13 protein-coding genes are annotated in these 16,369 nt (G+C 64.7%); 8 read left to right on the plus strand and 5 right to left on the minus strand.

The annotated features are described in order from the left end of the window. Positions 1-195 precede the first annotated feature (195 nt). Together ACVIGA_RS16330 and ACVIGA_RS16335 are read left to right on the plus strand one after the other, a co-directional pair. Complete coding sequence (locus ACVIGA_RS16330) at positions 196-885, plus strand: outer membrane protein (protein WP_456667158.1); 690 nt, start codon at positions 196-198, stop codon at positions 883-885. A gap of 239 nt (positions 886-1,124) precedes the next feature. After that, the gene (locus tag ACVIGA_RS16335; protein ID WP_223974195.1) at positions 1,125-1,619 is read left to right on the plus strand and encodes a VOC family protein; all 495 of its coding nucleotides are present in this window, start codon (positions 1,125-1,127) and stop codon (positions 1,617-1,619) included. Between the two features lie 160 nt (positions 1,620-1,779). Here ACVIGA_RS16335 and ACVIGA_RS16340 read toward each other — a convergent pair whose 3' ends face one another. From ACVIGA_RS16340 to ACVIGA_RS16350, 3 genes are all read right to left on the minus strand, one after another. Continuing rightward, positions 1,780-2,769 (minus strand): Bug family tripartite tricarboxylate transporter substrate binding protein, encoded by a 990-nt coding sequence (locus ACVIGA_RS16340; protein WP_456667159.1) that lies wholly within the window; start codon positions 2,767-2,769, stop codon positions 1,780-1,782. Between the two features lie 92 nt (positions 2,770-2,861). After that, positions 2,862-3,341 carry a hypothetical protein gene (locus tag ACVIGA_RS16345; RefSeq protein ID WP_456667160.1) on the minus strand — a complete coding sequence of 160 codons (480 nt, stop codon included), beginning with the start codon at positions 3,339-3,341 and terminating at the stop codon, positions 2,862-2,864. Between the two features lie 261 nt (positions 3,342-3,602). After that, positions 3,603-5,171: a hypothetical protein gene (locus tag ACVIGA_RS16350; protein ID WP_456667161.1), complete on the minus strand. Its 1,569-nt coding sequence runs from the start codon at positions 5,169-5,171 to the stop codon at positions 3,603-3,605. 317 nt (positions 5,172-5,488) lie between these two features. Here ACVIGA_RS16350 and ACVIGA_RS16355 point away from each other — a divergent pair, with 317 nt between their 5' ends. Then, positions 5,489-5,806, plus strand: coding sequence for an antibiotic biosynthesis monooxygenase family protein (locus tag ACVIGA_RS16355; protein WP_456667162.1), 318 nt, complete (start codon positions 5,489-5,491; stop codon positions 5,804-5,806). Positions 5,807-5,914: 108 nt separating this feature from the next. On the opposite strand, the gene ACVIGA_RS16360 is transcribed toward ACVIGA_RS16355, so the two are convergent. After that, positions 5,915-7,102, minus strand: coding sequence for a DUF2125 domain-containing protein (locus tag ACVIGA_RS16360; protein ID WP_456667163.1), 1,188 nt, complete (start codon positions 7,100-7,102; stop codon positions 5,915-5,917). A 176-nt stretch (positions 7,103-7,278) separates the two neighbouring features. On the opposite strand from ACVIGA_RS16360, the gene ACVIGA_RS16365 reads away from it, so the two are divergent. The 3 genes from ACVIGA_RS16365 to ACVIGA_RS16375 all read left to right on the plus strand — a co-directional run bounded on the left by ACVIGA_RS16365 (position 7,279) and on the right by ACVIGA_RS16375 (position 13,276). After that, positions 7,279-7,887 (plus strand): gamma-glutamylcyclotransferase, encoded by a 609-nt coding sequence (locus ACVIGA_RS16365; protein WP_456667164.1) that lies wholly within the window; start codon positions 7,279-7,281, stop codon positions 7,885-7,887. A 113-nt stretch (positions 7,888-8,000) separates the two neighbouring features. Then, the gene (locus ACVIGA_RS16370) at positions 8,001-9,812 is read left to right on the plus strand and encodes a caspase family protein (protein ID WP_456667165.1); all 1,812 of its coding nucleotides are present in this window, start codon (positions 8,001-8,003) and stop codon (positions 9,810-9,812) included. 170 nt (positions 9,813-9,982) lie between these two features. Then, the gene (locus ACVIGA_RS16375) at positions 9,983-13,276 is read left to right on the plus strand and encodes an efflux RND transporter permease subunit (protein ID WP_456667166.1); all 3,294 of its coding nucleotides are present in this window, start codon (positions 9,983-9,985) and stop codon (positions 13,274-13,276) included. A 145-nt stretch (positions 13,277-13,421) separates the two neighbouring features. Here ACVIGA_RS16375 and ACVIGA_RS16380 read toward each other — a convergent pair whose 3' ends face one another. Next, positions 13,422-13,823 (minus strand): carboxymuconolactone decarboxylase family protein, encoded by a 402-nt coding sequence (locus tag ACVIGA_RS16380; protein WP_456667167.1) that lies wholly within the window; start codon positions 13,821-13,823, stop codon positions 13,422-13,424. Between the two features lie 463 nt (positions 13,824-14,286). Here ACVIGA_RS16380 and ACVIGA_RS16385 point away from each other — a divergent pair, with 463 nt between their 5' ends. Further along, on the plus strand, positions 14,287-14,754 hold the full coding sequence (locus ACVIGA_RS16385; RefSeq protein ID WP_456667168.1) for a peroxiredoxin family protein: 468 nt from the start codon (positions 14,287-14,289) through the stop codon (positions 14,752-14,754). A 109-nt stretch (positions 14,755-14,863) separates the two neighbouring features. Further along, complete coding sequence (locus tag ACVIGA_RS16390; protein ID WP_456667169.1) at positions 14,864-16,345, plus strand: aldehyde dehydrogenase; 1,482 nt, start codon at positions 14,864-14,866, stop codon at positions 16,343-16,345. Positions 16,346-16,369 lie beyond the last annotated feature (24 nt).

The raw sequence follows: 16,369 nt of genomic DNA on the forward strand, positions 1-16,369 counted from the left end.
CTACGGTGTGACCTTAGGTCCGGCCAAGGCCTTTTTCGGCGCGGCAGGCGATAAACCGCTTGAGCCGACCCCAAGGTCATAGGTCAGAAGCGGGCCAGGAAGACCCTTCAATGCAGAAGCAGCCAAGAGACACTCGCGCATGGACGACGGTCCTCCCACCTCGCCACTCAACCATAACAACGGGAAACTCATCTCATGAAAAAGCTTCTGCTCGGTGCGGTCGCTGGTATCGCCTGCGCGGCTCCTGCGGTCGCGGCCGATCTTCCGGCGCGAACCTATCCGAAGGCGCCGGCCTATACGGCGCCGGAGGCGGCCTATAACTGGACCGGCTTCTATATCGGCGGCCACGTCGGCGGTGCCTTCGCGGGCAACAACAGCCTGGGTGGGGACAAGGGCCGCTTCCTGGGCGGCTTGCAGGGTGGCTTCGACTACCAATTCGCATCGAGCTGGGTGATCGGTGCCGAGGTTCAGTTCAGCGGGCTTACCGGCAACGCTGGCAAAGGCTCGGCTCTTCCGGCAGGCACCCAGGTAACAGGCAATCAGCTTGGCTCGATTACCGGCCGGCTCGGCTACGCCTGGGGCCCGGCGCTCCTCTACGCCAAGGGCGGATACGCCGTCCGCGACAACCTCAATATCGGCGCCGGCTCCGGCGGAATTCCGGTGGTCGTTGCGACCAATGGCAGTCACCGGAGCGGCTTTACCCTCGGCGGCGGTCTCGAATACATGTTCGCGCGGAACTGGTCCGCGAAGGCCGAATATCAGTACTACAACTTCGGCAACACCACCTTCGCCGGCGGCCCCGCCACGATCGTCGGCGTCCGGTTCAGGGACGACGAGCATACCGTCAAGGTGGGCTTCAACTACCGCTTCGGCTGGGGTGGCTAGCACATAGGATGGGTAGAGCGCAGCGAAACCCATCCTGCAATTCCTGATCAGGGCCACATGGAAAGGGCCATCTGTCTCGTCACTTCCCCGACGCGCAAACCGTTCTTTGGATAAGGCTCCCCGACGGCCTCGATTTGCTGCCCGCATAGGCTCGCAGGATGGGCAGATCGACTCTTCCGGGGCGCCAGCCTGTCTACCAGTCGACGGAGCGGCCTGGTAGCCTCGAGCGAGAGAGGCCGTTGCCGGCAGTCCACCCGGCGGAGGCCGACTGGCGCGGCTTCGGTGACAGGAGCGACAAGATGATACTCAGTCCGGATCATGTGACGATCGCAGTGGCCGACGCCGGCCCAGCGATCGCATTCTTCGCACTCCTTGGATTCAGAAAGACTCACGTCGCGACCATCGACGGTGGCATTCCCGCCCAGTACATGGGCATGCCGGCCATGAAAGCGCAGCACATCACCCTCGCGCTTGAAGGAGCGGACTTCGAAATCCAGCTGCTCGAGTTCGACTCGCCCCCAGGCACCGATCCGGGGGTGCACCCGACCAACCTGCGAAAGCTCGGCTTCAATCACCTCGCGTTCCGCGTCGACGACATCGAGGCGGCCACCGCGCACCTGATCGCCAACGGTGTAACCATGCTGAGCGACGAGATGGACTACATCAGCCGAAAGCTCCGGCTGTTCGAGGGGCCCGAGGGCATCACCTTCGAGTTGGTCCAGCGGGACGAATGAAACTCCGCTGACATTCTATCCTCCTCATTCCAAGGCAGCCCGCAGGGCTGAACCCTGAATCCATTCATCTACAATCGCTGTGGCTCAATGGATTCCGGGCTCGTGCTTCGCACGCCCTCAGGTGCGCGTTTGCGCACCGGGGAATGACGAGGAGAGATGCCTACGCCGGCGGCAGGCCGAGCGACTGCGCGGCTTCCATCCAGACCGGCAATTCGCGCTGATACAGCGCATTGCTGTCCTTGAAGCCGATCGCGGGCTCCAGCACGAAGGTCGCGAGCACCTCCTTCACCTTAGGATCGCTGTTGGCGGCGACACAGAGCTCGGATAAGCGATCCACGATCGGCTGCGGCGTCGCCTTCGGCAGCGCCCAGCCCGAGAAGCCGCTCACGGTGAAGAATTTCGATGTCGCGCCCTGTTCGGGCAGCGTCTTGATCTCAGGGATCGCATCGACCTTCTTCGCGTGCACCCCAAAGACGACGCCGCGGCTGCTTTGCAGGACGGTTTGCGCAGCGGTGTAGCTGCCCATCGCGACATCGAGCGTGCCTTCCGCCAGGCCCGTCCACATCGGCGCTTCGCCGCGATAGTGGATCGGCTCGATATTGAGGCCGTATTGCTTGTTGAGCTCGTTGATCGTCATGTGCGGGGCCGAGCCCGCGCTGTAGGTGCCGAAATTCACCTTGCCGCTGCTCCGCGCATGGGCGACGAATTCCGCCAGCGTCTTGACGCCGAGCTTGGGGCTCGCGACCAGCAACAGCCCGGCGCCCGGAATGACGCTGACCAGCGCCAAATCCTTGTCCATGTCGTAGCCGGGGTTCTTCATCATCGCCCGGTTCATCACGTAAGTGGTCGAGATCGAGCACAGGATGGTGTGTCCGTCGGGCGCGGCGCGCGCCACCTCGGCGGCGCCGATCGAGCCCGAAGCACCCGCCTTGTTCTCGATGACGACGGTTTGTCCCACCTGCCTTGCGATGAATTCGCCGAAGGCGCGCGCCAACAGATCGGTCTGCCCGCCGGCCGGGTAGCTGCAGATCATGCGGATTTGCCGCGACGGCCACGCCGCCTGCGCCGAGGCGCCGCGCGACAGCAAGGGCATCGCGAGCGAAGCTGCTCCGGCAGCGATGACGTGACGGCGGCTGAATTCTGCTGGCATGTAAGTCCCTCCCCGATTTTTCAGCGAGGGTACCGCATCGGTCGATCTCAGCTACGGGACAGATTGGCGCAGCGGCTAGTCAGCGACGGCGCTCACCGTCGCATTCGTTGATCCCTGATCGGCCCCGCTGCCGAGATCGGCGCGACCTTCTGGGTCAGCCGCTGGCGGCCGACGAGGCCGGCGGTTGCCAGCATGACGTCGCCGCCGAACCACCACGAGCCGATCACGAACTCCCAGGCACGTGGCGGAATCTCGTCGAACACGATGCCATAGACCGACACCAGTGCGGCCAGCGCGGCGAGGAAGATGCCGCCCGCGCTCATGAGCTCGACGGCATCGATGCGCCCCGTGGCGCGCAAGGCGGGCCTTGGAATATCGATGCCGAGATAGAAGCCGACGGCGCCGATCACGATCGCCGTCACGATAAAGACAAGTGTACCGAAGAAGGCGATGTGCCCCTTCGCGAGCTGGGCCGCGACGAAGGTGCCGGCCATGGCGCCGGCCATCGCGAGACCTGTTCGCTGCAACACATGCGCGGCGCGGCTGACCATCATCAGTTCGCGGGCGAGCACGGCCCTCTCCTTTCTGCTCACGATCCTCATCTGCAGTGTCCTTTACCAGCGGTGCGCTCCCTCTCCCCGTTCTTACGGAGAGAGGGCTGGAGTGTGGGGCCGTCTCGGCAACAATGTCGACGAACGGACTCGCGAAAACTCCCCCTCACCCGGATCGCATCTTCATGCGACGTAGCCGAAGCTCTGCCCCGGCGTTCTTAAGGACGGCCGCCGAAGGCGACCTACGCCTCTCCCCGCACGCGGGGCGAGGTAACCGAAGCCCTAGAACGGGTAGTAGCGGATCTGGGTCATGACGATGTGGTCGTCGGTCTTCGGCGCGCCGCCGACACCTTGGAAGGCGAAGCGCTGGTTATAGGAGTACTGCACGCCGGCCTTGATCGCCCCGTAATCGCCCTTGAAGATCGTGTCGTAGAGACCGACCGTGTATTGCCTGACCTCCGAAGTGTTGCCGTTGCAGGTCGCCGCCGGCGAGTTCTCGATGTTGCATCCGAGATTGTTGTAGAGCGGATTGCCGTAGCCGAACGGCACCGTGCCGACATTGGAGAACGTCGCCTTGGTCTTCTCGAGGCCGGCATAGGCATAGAGATCGAGCGACGGCGTCGTGTGCCAGACCGTGCCGAGCAGGAACGCCGTGATCGGCAGCGGCTGGATCGAGCCGTCCTGGCGCACCGTCGCATCCGGGAACGGCGTCGCCGTGAAGCGGCCGAGCGCGCCGTGCGACGCCGAGCCCTGCAGCTCCAAGAGCTGCGGCACGATCTCCGCCGAGAAATGCCCGCCGAAGCTCACCGTGTTGACGTCGTGATTGGCGAAGTTGAAGCGATCGTAGAAGTCGCGATACATCGCCCAGCCCTCAACATGCAGCTTGTAGGGTCCGAGCCGCGGATCCCACGCACCCTTCACGGTGAAATCAGGCACGTGATTGAGGCTGACATTGTTGGCGTTGTTGAAGAAGCTGCCGCCCGGCCCGGTGAGGTTGACCAGGAGGTTCGGGTTGAGCACGCCCTGCGGGCCGGCCGCGGGCGTACCGACCAGCGGCGTGTTGCCGCCGAAGAACGAGGTCTGCGGGTTTTCCGCCGAGACCGCGAGCTTGAATTCGGGCCCGATGTCCTGCCAGACGCGAATGCCGGGCTGCCGCGCCGCAAGGAAGCCGGGCACCGATTCGAAATCGATCACGCCGGGCGCATCGACCCCGCGCGGATCGATGCCGGACTTGCTCGGCGCATTCAGCGACCAGCTCTGACCGGCAAGCACATGCAGGCCGAGATCGGTGCGGCTGACCTCGACGCTGGCCTGACGCAGCCGCGGGTTGAACGAGTTGGTGGCGACCGAGTTCGCGGTCTGCGCCGCGCCTTCGAAATCCATTTCGCCGTAGCCGGCGACGCGGGTGTTGGCGAAGATTTCGGCTTCCGCAAGTACCGAGAAGCGGGTCTGCCGCGCCGAGAAGCGCGATTCTCCGGTGTTGAAGTTCTTGCTCTGCGGGAACGGAATGAAGGCGTAGACCGAACCGGTGTCGGAGGCGAGATTGCGGGTGCGATAGATGCCGGTGAGATCGACCCAGCCGCCGAAGGTGAAGGTGACGCCCTTGTAGCAGAGCTTGCCCGATGCGCAGGGATCGAACGGCACCGGCGCCTTGGCCGCCATCCGCATGTTCTGCATTGCGCTCTGTCTTGCCGCCAGCGCCTCCTCCTTGCGCGCCTGCACTTCCATTTTCTGTTCGAGCTGCTTGAGCCGCGTCTTCAGCGCCTTCAGCTCGGACGCATCGTCTTCCGCAAACGCAGAACCAGTCGACAGCAGCATGCTGCCGAGCAGAATTCCCCCGAGAATTCGCATCGCTTCTCTCCCACGCGAGGTTGTTTCCTCAGGCCAGAGAGAGCGGTATTCGAGGACTGATATTCGCGGCGGCCCGCAATATTCCGGTCACGTTTTTCTCATAGCGGCCGCGGGAATGTTTTGCCGCGACAGACGATATCGCGCGCGAGGGGTTAAGGTGTCGATGCACTGCGGAGGGTGGATTTGCGCAGCACAATCCGCCTCTCAGCCTGCGGAGAGCGACGGCGGACATGTAACAACACCGGTCGCGAGATCGAATTGTCGTTCGGCGCCTGCTTCAGGCTGCCATGGACATTCGAAGGACGAAGGACAGCAACATGATCAGTGAAGTCATTGTGGTCGGTGACCTGAAGTTGCGGGATGACGCCTCGCTCGACGAATACAGCCGGCTGGGCGAACGCATGTACGACATCGTCAGCCGCCTTCCGGGATTCCTCTCGGTGAAATCGTTCAAGGCGGCGGATGGCGAGGAGCTCACCCTGTTTCGCTTTGCCTCGGAAGAAGCGCTCGAGACTTGGCGCCAACATCCGGACCATGTCGAAACCATGCAGCGCGGACATGCCGAATTCTACGCCAGCGGCTTCCTGCAGATCTGCAAGGTGATCCGCGAAGTCGGCCCGTTTGAGCATTCCTGACGATGCGCAGGTGCGTAGGGCGGATCAGCGTAGCGTAATCCGCCGCACAGCGGGGCGGTGAACAACGGCGGGTTACGGCTTCGCCTAACCCGCCCTACGAAACACCGCTCAGAACAGCGGCGGAACCTGCGCGACCTTCAGCGGCCCCAAGAACACCGCGCCGTCGGCGAAGCGCAGCGGGAAGTTGCGCGCCTTCTTGCCTTCGAGCGTGGCTTCCGTGCCGAGCGAATTGATGCCGGCGGAGATGCCGGCATTGGCGTTCTGCTTGATCACCTTGCCGAGGCCGGGGATCGCGCGATCCAACGCACCGAACAGATTGCTGAGGTCCTGGCTCTTCACGCCAGGTGCGACGCGATCGAGCGTCGCCTGCGGCACGCCGTCCTCCAGCATCTTGTCGATGCCGAGCGCGGGAATGACGCGCTCGAGGCCGGCCACCGTCATCTGCAGCTCGCCCTCGATGCGGCCTTGCGCGTTGAGGCGGAGCGTGCCGGCCGCGACCGACAGCACGTCGCCCTGCTCGATCCGCGACTGCTGGATCTCGACGCTGCCGCCGGCCGCCTGGATCTCGCGGAAGCGATCCGGCCACGGCTTCGGCGAAAAATCCTTCAGGCCGTTCAGCCGCGCATGGATGTCTGCGTTGAACGGCTGGGTGAGCAGGGGATGCACGTCCTGCAGGGTACCGCCGGCGATCTGCAGCACGGTCTCGATCGCCGGGTTGTTCGGGGCCGAGCCGTCGACCTGCCGGCCGTGCAGCTCGATATGATTGACGCGCATCAGCGGCGTCGGCGCGGGACCGCCGGTGCGATCGATCGCGAGATTGTCGAACACCAGCGAGGCGCGCTGCGGCACTGCCGGCAGGCCGACCACGCTGGAGCGTCCCAGGCTCCAGTTGACCTGTAGCGTCGGCTGCGCGTTGCGTTCGGCGATCGTGGCCGGTCCCTTGAACTCGGCGATCACGAGCTTGGGATCGTAGACCTGTGCCACGACCAGGATTTCGGCCAGCCGCGCCACGAACGCCATCTGCGGCGAGGCGGTCTGCGACACCAGCATCACGCTCGGATCGGTGCAACGGACCTCGAATCGAAACGGGTAACCCGCCACCGAACGGTTGCCGCAATCATAGACCCGGCCGGCCGTCGCCTCCTGCGCGCGCCAGGCATCGGCCTGCACGCCGACCTGCGAGGCGGCAAAGAACCAGAAGCCGCTCCACGCGACCGCGGCGATCAGGACCACGACAGGGACGGCATAAAGGCCGAAGCGCGAGCGACGGCGGGGGGCTGAGTTCAAATCGGACATGCGGCGTCCTTTGGCGGGCGAATTTGTCAAAATCGAAGCGGCGGCAGGCCGCGGGCACCGCTTACGCACCTGTTGTGCAATCCTCGCGCAACCTTTGCGTAACCCTCAGGTAACCCTTGGAAACATCACGGAATCTGCTTCGCTTCGACGGCGTGTTCTGCTAGCCCATCTGCGCGATGTCAGCAAATCCTCCCCATTCCGAAACCGACGGCGACCTCTGGGTGTTCGGCTACGGCTCGCTGATGTGGAAGCCGGGCTTCGAGTTCCTGGAGCAGGTGCCGGCACGGCTGATCGGCGAGCATCGCGCGCTCTGCGTCTATTCGTTCGACCACCGCGGCACGCCGGAGAAGCCGGGCCTGGTGCTCGGGCTCGACCGCGGCGGCGCCTGCCGCGGCATCGCGTTCCGCGTCGCCGCCCGGCTGCGCCACAACACCATCGCTTATTTGCGGGCGCGCGAGCAGACCACCAACGTCTACCGCGAGGTGATGCGCTCGGTGTGGCTGGAGAATGCGGCGCGCGATCGCGTCTCCGCTCTGGCCTATGTGGTCGATCGCGGCCATGTGCAATATGCCGGACGGCTGTCGCTCTCCGAGCAACTGCGCCTGGTGCAGCAGGGCCACGGCCGCTCCGGCAACAACCGCGACTATGTGCTCTCGACCGTCGCATCGATCGAGAAGCAGGGCTTTCGCGATGCGCCGCTGCATCAGCTAGCGGTGATGCTGCATGATTCGGGCACGACGCTGCATCGGGATGCGCGTGCGGCTGATGGGCTCGACCAGGCCTGAGTGCGGCCGCGCCATTGGCGTCGATCGCGTGAGGAACCCCGTTCGCGGAATTTTGCCACGGCGCGAACAACATTGTGGTCTCAATTTCCGGTCGCTGGAATGGAATGACCGGAATGCGCCCCTCTTTGCCCAAGCTCGCCGCGCTCGGCCTGCTGTTGCTGCTGAACTCACCATCCTATGCCGGTCTGCGAGAGGATGGCGCGGCGTGCGACGCCAAGGATCCGCATCCGGAACTCGCGATCCCCGCCTGCACCCGCCTGATCGCCGCCAATCCGAGGGGGCGCGACCTTTCGATCACCTATTACAACCGGGCGCTGGCCTGGCATAACAAGGGCGATCTGGAAAAAGCCAGGGCGGACTACGATCAGTCGATCGCGATCAATCCGTCGTTTGCGCCCTCCTATGGCCAGCGGGCGAAGGTGTATCTGCAAAACCAGGACTACGACCGCGCGCTGAGCGATTTCGATCAGGCGATCCGGCTCAAGCCTGCCGGTCCGTTCAGCGCCGGCTGGTTCAACAATCGCGCCGAGCTGTTCGTCGCCACCGGCGACTATGATCGCGCGCTGGCCGATTACGGCAAGTCCATCGAGCTCGATCCCAACTCGTGGTACGCCTATGTCAATCGCGCGCTGGTCTATGATTTCAGCGGCAAGGACCGGCTCGCGGCGCTGCATTGCCAGGATGCGATCAAGCTCGCGCCGCGCGCAGCCGGACCCTATTATTGCCGGGCCGTGGTCGAGATCAGCGCCGGCGATCTCGACAATGCCGCACGCGATATCAAACGCGCGATCGCGATCCAGGACGGGCAAGCCGAGTTCTACTCGCTGCGCGGCCTGACGCTGGCCAGCAAGGGCGAGCTCGACCAGGCCATGCGCGACTACGACCACGCCACGCAACTCAATGCACAGGGCGCGCTGAACTATGCACGGCGGGGCCTCACCGACGAGAAGAAGGGCGATATCGAAGGCGCGCGCGCCGACTTCCGCCACGCGCTCGACGTCATCGGCCTCGATCAGCTCGACCGCACGCAGGGCCAGCGCGTCGCCCGCGAAGGCCTGAAACGGCTGGATCAGGTCGCCACCACGGAGAAGAGCGTCGTCGCCGATCACGGCGCGACCAAACCTGACACGGTCAAGCCCGCCCCCGCGCTCGCCGCGGCCGTTCCGCTCGCGCCGCTCGGCGCGGGCCCGAAGGCAACGACGGCCGAACGGCGCGTCGCCCTGGTCGTGGGCAACTCGAAATACCGCTCGGTCCCGGCCCTGCCGAACCCCGGCCAGGACGCCGCGGCTATTGCCGACACGCTGCGCGCGGTCGGCTTTCAGGATGTCCGCCTCGTCACCGACGCCACGCGGGACAGCCTGGTCGAGGCCCTCAAATCATTCGCCAGCGCGGCGGACGGCGCCGACTGGGCGGTGATCTACTATGCCGGCCACGGCATGGAGATGGCGGGTGAGAACTATCTGGTGCCGGTCGACGCCAAACTCGCCACCGACCGCGACGTGTCGTTCGAGGCCGTCGCGCTGACCCAGGTGATGGGCGCCACAGAAGGGGCGCGCAAGCTGCATCTCGTCATTCTCGATGCCTGCCGCGACAACCCGTTCGCCAGCCAGATCAAGCGCACCGTCGCGTCACGCTCGATCGGCAGGGGATTGGCCCAGGTCGAACCCGACAGCGGCACGCTGGTCGTCTACGCCGCCAAGCACGGCCAGGTCGCGCTCGACGGCGACGGTGGTCACAGCCCGTTCGTGACCGCCCTGATCAAGCGCATGCAGACGCCGCGGATCGAGATCCGCAAGCTGTTCGACCTCGTGCGCGACGACGTCATGGCGGCGACGGATCGGCGCCAGCAGCCCTTCAGCTACGGTTCGGTGCCGGGAGCTGAGGATTTCTACTTCGTCGGCGCGAGCCAGAATGCGGCGAAGTAATCCGTGTCCGCGCAGTCGAGAACGATGCGATCGAGAATATGGCCGCCGTCCGGCATTTGTTGCGGCAAGACAAATCGCGGCGGGTGTATGGCGGCGGCCTGTGACATTTAGGCTTTTGCATCGCGGCACGGACGGATAGAAGCTCATCCGCGAACATCGACACTGATGCAATGAACCTCTCCGCCCCATTCATCCGCCGGCCGGTCGGCACCACGCTGCTGTCTCTTGGACTGGTGGTGGCGGGCATCATTGCGTTCTTCAAGCTGCCGGTGTCGCCGCTGCCCGACGTCGACATCCCGACCATCATGGTGCAGGCGACCCTGCCTGGCGCGAGCCCGGCCGACGTCGCTTCCACCGTGGCGAGCCCGCTCGAGCGCCACCTCGGCCAGATCGCCAGCGTCACCGAAATGACGTCGACGTCCTCGCTCGGCTCCGCCCGCATCACGCTGCAGTTCGACATCGACCGTGACATCCATGGCGCCGCGCGCGACGTGCAGGCGGCGATCAACGCGGCGCGCGCCGACCTGCCGACCAACCTCCGCGCCAACCCCACCTACCGCAAGTTCAACCCGGCCTCGGCGCCGATCCTGATCTACACCCTGACCTCGGACACGCTGACGCCGGCCGAGCTTTATGATGCCGCCTCGACCGTGCTGGCCCAGAAGCTGTCGCAGGTCGAGGGCGTCGGCGAGGTTTCGGTCGGCGGCGGCTCGCTGCCCGCGGTGCGCGTCGAGCTGATCCCGCCGGCGCTCTACAAATACGGCATCGGGCTCGAGGACGTCCGCGCCGCCCTGTCGAGCGCCAACGCGCACAGTCCGAAGGGTGGCATCGACGTCGGCGACCAGCGTTACCAGATCTATGCCAACGACCAGGCCCGCAAGGCCGCCGACTACAAGCCGCTGGTCGTCGCCTACCGCAACGGCGCGGCGGTGCGCCTGACCGACGTCGGCGACGTCATCGATTCCGTGGAGAATGTGCGCACGCTCGGCCTTTCCAACGGCAAGCCCGCCGTCGTGATGATCGTGTACCGGCAGTCGGGCGCCAACATCATCAAGATGGTCGACAGCGTGAAGGGGCTGATGCCGCAGCTCAAGGCCTCGGTCTCGCCCGCGATCGACATCACGCTGGCGATGGACCGTTCGAAGACGATCCGGGCCTCGCTGCACGATGTCGAGATCACGCTGCTGATCGCGGTCGCCCTGGTCATCCTGGTCGTGTTCGCGTTCCTGCGCAACGCCCGCGCCACGCTGGTGCCTGTGGTGGCGGTCGGCGTATCGCTGATCGCGACCTTCGCCGTGATGTATCTGCTCGGCTACACGCTCGACATCTTCTCGCTGATGGCGCTGACGGTTGCGACCGGATTCGTGGTCGACGACGCCATCGTGGTGCTGGAAAACATCACCCGCCACATGGATGCCGGGCTGTCGCGGCTCGAGGCGACGCTGGTCGGCACCCGCGAGGTCGGCTTCACCGTGCTGTCGATGAGCGTGTCGCTGATCGCGGTGTTCGTGCCGATCCTGCTGATGGGCGGCCTGGTCGGCCGCCTGTTTCGCGAATTCGCCATGACGATCACAATCGCGATCGTGATCTCACTGGTGGTCTCGCTGACGACGACGCCGATGATGTGCGCGGTGGTGCTGCGCAAGGAGGAAGGCCAGTCGCACGGCTGGATCTACCGGATCAACGAGCGCGTCTTCGAGCTGATGCTGAGCGGCTACCGCGCCACGCTCGGCCTCGCGCTGCGGCATCCGCTGCTGGTGATGCTGATCCTGGGCTGCACGCTCTATCTGAACGTCCATCTCTACACGGTGGTGCCCAAGGGCTTCGTTCCGCAACAGGATACCGGGCTGTTGATCGGCTCGATCCAGGCCGACCAGAGCACCTCGTTCCAGCTGATGCAGCAGAAGCTGACGCAGTTCATCGACATCGTGAAATCAGATCCGGCGGTCGATACCGCCGTCGGCTTCACCGGCGGCGGCGGCGTGGGTCCGGGCGGCACGAACACCGGCACCGTGTTCGCCTCGCTGAAGCCGATGGACGACCGCAAGCTGCGCGCCGACAAGGTGATCGAGCGGCTGCGCGACCCGCTGGCAAAGGTGGCGGGCGCCACCCTGTTCCTGCAATCGATCGGCGATCTCGGCGCCGGCGGGCGCTCGGGCAATGCGGCCTATCAATACACGCTGAAGGGCTCGACCTTCGAGCAACTGAACGAGTGGACGCCGAAGCTCGTCGCCGCCTTGCAGAAGGAGCCGACGCTCGCCGACGTCAACACCGACCAGCAGAACAAGGCGCTGCAAGCCAATCTGGTGATCGATCGCGACGCCGCCTCGCGGCTCGGGATCACAGTCAGCCAACTCGACAACACGCTCTATGACGCGTTCGGGCAGCGCCAGGTCTCGACCATCTTCGTCGCGCGCAACCAGTATCACGTGATCATGGAGGTCGCGCCGCGCTTTTCGCAGGACCCGCAGACCCTGAAGGAGGTCTACATCTCGACCTCGGGCGGATCGGCGAGCGGCACGCAGAGCACCAATGCGGTGGCCGGCACGGTGGCCTCGTCGTCGCAGAAGAGCCCGATCAACTCGATCGCCGCCAGTGTGGTGCGCAATCAGGCCACCAACTCGATCGGCGCCAGCGGCAAGGGCGTCGCCTCGACCGGAACGGCGGTCTCGACCAGCGCGGAGACGATGATCCCGCTGTCGAGCGTCGCCCGCTTCGAGCATGGCGAGACGCCGCTTGCGGTCAACCACCAGGATTTGCTGGTCGCCAGCACCATCTCGTTCAATTTGCCGCCGGGCGTCTCGCTCAGCACCGCGACCACCACGATCGAGAACGCGATGCACACGCTCGGCATGCCGGCGGGCATTTCCGGCGGGTTCGCGGGCTCCGCGAAGATCTTCCAGCAGGCGCTGGCGAACGAGCTGTTTTTGATTCTCGCAGCACTCGCGACGATCTACATCTCGCTCGGCATGCTCTACGAGAGTTACATCCACCCGCTGACCATCCTCTCCACCCTGCCCTCGGCCGGCGTCGGCGCGGTGGCGGCGCTGATGCTGTCGCATACCGACTTCGACATCATCGGCATGATCGGGGTGATCCTGCTGGTCGGCATCGTGAAGAAAAACGCGATCATGATGATCGACTTCGCGCTCGACGCCGAGCGCCAGCGCGGATTGTCGTCGCGCGATGCGATCTACCAGGCCTGCATCATGCGCTTCCGCCCGATCATGATGACGACGCTCGCCGCGCTGTTCGGCGCGGTGCCGCTGATGATCGGCCTCGGCGAAGGCAGCGAGCTGCGCCAGCCGCTCGGCATCGCGATCTTCGGCGGCCTGATCCTGAGCCAGATCCTCACGCTCTACACCACGCCGGTGGTCTATCTCTATCTCGACCGCGCCAGGCTCTGGACCCAGCGGCGCCGCGCCGCGCGCCGCGCTCGGCGAGCAGCGGCGAGCGCGTCCTGACCAAGCCGTGCACTCATAAAGCCGCCACGCGTGTCCGGGGTAGCGAGATCCGCCTTACCCTGAACAGCAGGCGTCGGCTATGCCTGAGTTGATGTCTGCCAAAGGCCAATAGCCGTCGTCAGCAGATGCAGCACAATACCAAGGGCTATTTCGGTGCGGACAGTCTATCAACTTCCTGTTGGAATTTCTGCATGTCATAGCCCGCGCCTTGCAGCATCGTGCTGTTGAAACGGACCAGCGCGGCGGTCGCGACGGCCTCCTTTATTTGCGCATCGGTCGCACCAGCGGCCTTTGCCAATTTGGTGTGACCGTAAACGCAATAGACACAGGGAATCTGTGCTGCCACGCCGAGGGCAATGAGTTGCTTGGTCTTCGCGTCCAAAGCCCCCTTGGGATTCATCAAGGCCAACTGTAGGTCCCAATGCTGCTTCAGTGCCTGGTCAGGAAGTGTCTGTTTGAAATAATCAGGGGCCTCCTGGGCGCTGACGCCTGGTTCCGTTGCCAAGGCCAACAGCGCTAAGCCAGCGCTCGCTAGTAAGGTTCTCATGACTGATCTCCCTTAAGGGGACGCCGACAAAAAATCAGCGCGCAACCATGGTCTCCTGCAATGAAAGTCGCCGCATCGCCTCCCTGTGGCTCGAAACCACACCAGCGGCTTGCAGCTACCTTGATTACAGCAGGGAAATGCGACCGGCGAAATATGCTCAATGGTCTATTTTGCGCAGCAGCAATTGGGAGTCGCCTATGTCTCTTGCGGGTCACAAGAGGGCATCTCGGCGACCGCCTGTCAGCGTTACCTCCCAAGGCGGACCTCCCGGATTTATTAGCTCAGATTGGATCGTCATCGCGCGTTAGCTTCTTGTCCGAGCGTGATCTCCGCCGCAAACGCTTCCGCGTTTGTCGCGGGGGGCGACTGCTTCGCACTTTGCCGGATCGTGCTCTGGGGTCGTTGACAGACCTTGTCCCGCCTTGCCAATTTGCCGAAAGGCCCAGCGCAAGGAACTGACATTGTGACTCCAGCACCCGAAATCGCCGCGTCGCGCTGGTTCAACACCAGCGAGCCCCTGAGCCTGGCCGGGCTGCGGGGCCGACCGGTTCTGCTGCACGCATTCCAGATGCTGTGTCCCGGCTGCGTCTCGCACGGCACGCCGCAGACACAGCGCGCATTCGAGCTGTTCAAGCATTCAGACCTGCAAGTGATCGGGCTGCACACTGTGTTCGAGCACCATGCGGCGATGACGGAGGTATCGTTGGAAGCCTTCATCCACGAGTACCGGCTGACCTTTCCGATCGGCGTCGACGAGGCCGGCGACGGCACGCCGATCCCGGTCACCATGCAGCGCTACGGCATGCAGGGAACTCCAACCAGCATCCTGATCGACCGCGACGGCAACATCGTGCATCACGGTTTCGGGCAGCAGAGCGACATGGCGCTCGGCGCGATCATCGCAGCCGAGCTTGCCGCGCCGCACGGCTGATACCGGCCCACACGGTCTGCAACCCATTCCCGCAGCTGCGTTATGACGGCGTCGCGCAAAGCGTGATACCGTTTCGCCAACCAGAACCATCGCCTTGCGGGAGGATCTCGTGAAAACCTATCAGCTCTACATCAATGGCCAGTATGTCGACCCCGCCAATGGCGAGTGGTTCGAGACGATCGATCCCTATCGCGGCGAAGCCTGGGCCAAAATCCCGCGCGGTACGGCCGCCGACGCCGACAAGGCGGTGAAGGCCGCCAACGAGGCGATGTGGCGCGGACCGTGGGCGAAGATGACCGCCTCCGCCCGTGGCAAGGTGATGCGCAAGCTCGGCGACCTGGTCGCGGCCAACGCCGAGCGCCTCGCCGAGATCGAGGTGCGCGACAACGGCAAGCTGATGGCCGAGATGCTGGGCCAGCTCCGCTACCATCCGGAGTGGTGGTGGTATTTCGGCGGCCTGGTCGACAAGCTCGAGGGCGGCCTGGTGCCGATCGACAAGGCGGACACCTTCGCCTACACGACGCATGAGCCGGTCGGCGTCGTCGCAGCGCTGACCGCCTGGAATTCGCCGCTGCTGTTCGTCGCCTGGAAATGCGCCGCCGCGCTCGCAGCCGGCTGCGCCGTGGTCGTCAAGCCCTCGGAATTCACCTCGGCCAGCACGCTGGAATTCGCGGCCCTCACCAAGGAGGCCGGAATTCCCGACGGCATCTTCAACGTGGTGACCGGCTTCGGGCCCGAGGCGGGCTCCGCGCTGATCTCGCATCCCGGCGTCGCCAAGATCACCTTCACCGGATCGGACACAACAGGCGCAAAGGTCTACGAGACCGCGGCCAAGAGCCTCAAACGCGTCTCGCTCGAGCTCGGCGGCAAGTCGCCGAACATCGTGTTCGAGGATGCGGACCTCACGGCGGCCGCGGCCGGCGCGATCTCCGGCATCTTCGCCGCGACGGGGCAGACCTGCATCGCCGGTTCGCGCCTTCTGGTGCAGAGCTCGATCAAGGAGAAGTTCGTCGCGCGCGTGCTGGAGCTGGCGAAATCCGCCAAGATCGGCGATCCCATGCAAGCCGACACCAATGTCGGCCCGATCACGACGCCGGCGCAGTACAAGAAAGTGCTCGATTACATCGATATCGCGAAGGCGGAAGGCGCGCGCTGCCTGCTCGGCGGCAAGCCGGCCACCGGCGACGGCATCAAGGGCGGCCAGTTCGTCGAGCCGACCATCTTCACCGATGTCGACAACACCATGCGGATCGCGCGCGAGGAGGTGTTCGGCCCGGTGCTGTCGATCATCTCCTTCGACACCGAGGAAGACGCCATCCGCATCGCCAACGACACGATCTACGGCCTTGCCGCCGGCATCTGGACCAAGGACCTCGCCCGCGCCATCCGCGTACCGAAGCAGCTCCGCGCCGGCACGGTGTGGGTGAACACCTACCGCGCCATCAGCTATATGATGCCGTTCGGCGGCATGAAGTTCTCCGGCGTCGGCCGCGAGAGCGGTATCGACGCGGTGCGCGAATATCAGGAGACCAAGAGCGTCTGGATCTCGACCGCGACGGACGTGCCGGCGAATCCGTTCGTGATGCGGTGAGGAGGGCTCAGATCTTTGGTTCAC

This window comes from Bradyrhizobium sp. USDA 3240, assembly GCF_054063295.1.

Coding starts and splice junctions, on each gene's coding strand:
- ACVIGA_RS16365 (WP_456667164.1), top strand. CDS start 7,279: ATGTCAGCAAATCCTCCCCATTCCGAAACCGACGGCGACCTCTGGGTG.
- ACVIGA_RS16340 (WP_456667159.1), bottom strand. CDS start 2,769: ATGCCAGCAGAATTCAGCCGCCGTCACGTCATCGCTGCCGGAGCAGCT.
- ACVIGA_RS16380 (WP_456667167.1), bottom strand. CDS start 13,823: ATGAGAACCTTACTAGCGAGCGCTGGCTTAGCGCTGTTGGCCTTGGCA.
- ACVIGA_RS16330 (WP_456667158.1), top strand. CDS start 196: ATGAAAAAGCTTCTGCTCGGTGCGGTCGCTGGTATCGCCTGCGCGGCT.
- ACVIGA_RS16375 (WP_456667166.1), top strand. CDS start 9,983: ATGAACCTCTCCGCCCCATTCATCCGCCGGCCGGTCGGCACCACGCTG.
- ACVIGA_RS16370 (WP_456667165.1), top strand. CDS start 8,001: ATGCGCCCCTCTTTGCCCAAGCTCGCCGCGCTCGGCCTGCTGTTGCTG.
- ACVIGA_RS16350 (WP_456667161.1), bottom strand. CDS start 5,171: ATGCGAATTCTCGGGGGAATTCTGCTCGGCAGCATGCTGCTGTCGACT.
- ACVIGA_RS16360 (WP_456667163.1), bottom strand. CDS start 7,102: ATGTCCGATTTGAACTCAGCCCCCCGCCGTCGCTCGCGCTTCGGCCTT.
- ACVIGA_RS16355 (WP_456667162.1), top strand. CDS start 5,489: ATGATCAGTGAAGTCATTGTGGTCGGTGACCTGAAGTTGCGGGATGAC.